This is a genomic window from Geofilum rhodophaeum, assembly GCF_002210225.1.
Lineage (GTDB): Bacteria > Bacteroidota > Bacteroidia > Bacteroidales > Marinilabiliaceae > Geofilum > Geofilum rhodophaeum.
On sequence record NZ_MWUJ01000051.1, the window covers coordinates 1 to 2,468 of the forward strand.

The 2,468-nt window shown below is 36.5% G+C and carries 2 protein-coding genes; one reads left to right on the forward strand and one right to left on the reverse strand.

Features of this window, described 5'->3' with window-relative positions; all coding sequences use genetic code 11:
* Window positions 1-30 precede the first annotated feature (30 nt).
* A complete protein-coding gene (locus B4W65_RS16910) occupies window positions 31-1,194 on the reverse strand; it encodes an IS4 family transposase (protein ID WP_088655624.1) in 1,164 nt (387 codons plus the stop codon).
* A 149-nt stretch (window positions 1,195-1,343) separates the two neighbouring features.
* On the opposite strand from B4W65_RS16910, the gene B4W65_RS16915 reads away from it, so the two are divergent.
* Window positions 1,344-2,228 (forward strand): nucleotidyl transferase AbiEii/AbiGii toxin family protein, encoded by an 885-nt coding sequence (locus B4W65_RS16915; RefSeq protein WP_262487829.1) that lies wholly within the window; start codon window positions 1,344-1,346, stop codon window positions 2,226-2,228.
* Window positions 2,229-2,468: the final 240 nt, after the last annotated feature.

Here is a 2,468-nt window from a genome sequence, read left to right on the forward strand (position 1 = left end):
CACTAGTGTCCCATTAAAATTGGGACGGTATTAAAAATCAAACAAATTTGGCTCACTAAGCCTAAAACGTTCTTTGTCATTTTGAAATTTAGTTCTCTCAAATAGGTCTCGAAGATGAGTTTTATCTGTTAAAGAAATACTCAGTATCTGCAAAACCTCATATGTACTTCTGTCAAGTTGCATGTCTTTTTGGACGATTGCCACCAAGCAATAAGTGCACATCGCGGCGTAGATTTGAATTCGAACAGCATTTTCAGTAGTTCCCCAGAATTTCTTGACTTTTAGATGTTGCTTTAGCCACTTGAAGAAAAGCTCGACTTGCCAGCGGTTCTTGTAAAGGTCAGCAACTTGAAGTGCAGAAATGTGCATCGCATTGGTTAAGAATACAAGCTCACGCTTTTGTTCTTCATCCCAATATCTGACCAATCTAAGATGTTCTGGATAGTATTGTTTAGGATAAAAACCTGTCAATTCAATTGTTACGTCTGAAAGTACGTTCTTGGGCAATCTTCGTTTCCATTTTATCATCTTGCATTGTAGATTCTTTTTGGCTCTTAAAACATAGAAAGCTCCTATCTGATGAATCTTAAACAACATTTTGAAGTGATTATATGCACGGTCAAATATGTAATATAAGCCTGATTCATAAGGGATTTCTTTCATTGCAGTAGAGTCGTGAACAGAAGCTTCCGTGATATGGAAAAATGCTGGTATCTGTGTCTCCACATCATATAATGTATGCACTTTGATTCCGCCTTTTTTCTTACGAAACTTCGCCCACCAGAATACGGAAAGGCACAAGTCAATCGTCGTTGAATCAAAAGCATAGACATTGCCTTCAATTTTGAAGATGTCAGCAACTCGTTTCTGTCTGGCTTCGTTTACCAGATAGTAAGCATACTCTTCAAAGATGTGATAGTCTCTGTCTTGATTGGCTCTGGCCAGAGATGATTTTGATATATTCTTGCCCAAGCCCAGATGATAAGATTTGGAGTGATGAGCATCAAGTGCGACAATCAAATCTCTAAGACTTTCACGATTTGACAATTGCCCGAACATCAAAGAAAGCAATTGATTCCAACAAGTGAAATGCTTCACGTATTTGTCTCCATTGTATTTGGCAACAATACGATTGAATTTGCTTCGATTTAGAAACGAGACCAGTTGAGCGAAAACGTATTTGTCTTGATACATATGCATTCAGATTTATCTGATGCAAAACTAAAAATTCAAGTCCGTTCGCTCTAAAAACCTCTGTAATTAACTAAATTTCAAATATTTCAAAGAACTTTTTTAGATTTTAATGGGACAGTAATGNTTTAATGGGACAGTAATGACTGCAGATATTACCTTACGTTTCCAAAGAAGAAATATTTGCATTAAAAGGTGGTACTGCAATAAACCTTTTTATCAGAGAAATGCCACGCCTGTCTGTAGATATTGACTTAACCTATTTGCCACTGGATTCAAGGTCTGATGCCTTGAAAAATATACAAGATGGCTTAGGAAGGATAAAAACTGACCTTGAAAAAAATCTCTCCGGAGTAAAAATAAATTCAGTTCCTCTAAGCGGCGGAACGGATGTAAAGCTAAACTGCCAGGGAAAAGGTGCACAGATAAAAATAGAGGTAAATACCATTACCAGGGGTAATGTTTTTCCAACCCAATTAATGCAGGTGGTTGATTCTGTCCAGGATGAATTTGATAAGTTCGCAGCTGCCAAAGTTGTTTCAATGGCTGAACTATATGGAGGTAAAATTTGTGCAGCCATCGACAGGCAACACCCACGTGATTTATTTGATGTAAAATTACTTCTTGAAAACGAAGGATTCACGAATGAAATTTGGGAAGGTGTTAAGATTGGATTGATTAGCCATTACAAACCTATAAGCGAATTACTTTCCCCCATATTAAAAGACCAGAAATCTGCATTTGACAATCAGTTTGCAGGAATGACAGCTGTTGAGTTTTCATACAATGATTATGAAACTACAAGAGCCTTGTTAATCCAAACAATTGGAGAACGTCTTACAAGTGAAGATAAGCAATTCTTATTGAGTTTTGAAGGCGGAGAACCGAATTGGAAACTATTCCCAATCCCAGTATTAAAAGATTTACCTGCGATTCAATGGAAGTTGATTAATATTGCTAAGCTCAAAGAGAATAATCCCCAAAAGCATGAACAAATGGTTAAAAACCTAAAGGATGTAATCGGTTATTCACAATAGTGATTTTAATACGCAGTGATATTTTTTACGCTTTTTACAGAGAAATTATGGGGAATATAAACACTGATGAAGTTCCGGACAATATTTTAATAAAATATTACCGCGAACTTCCCCCGGTAATTTTATCCAAAAATCAAAAATGCGGTGAAATTGTACCCTATTTGTACCTTTGTTTTCTAAAACCCTGTCTTTAAGCGCTTAATACATTTTGTATCGGAAAAAACTGTCGGCCAGTGGCTG

Excerpts from the sequence above, each read along its gene's own strand:
- B4W65_RS16910 (WP_088655624.1), bottom strand. The coding sequence starts at position 1,194 with ATGTATCAAGACAAATACGTTTTCGCTCAACTGGTCTCGTTTCTAAAT.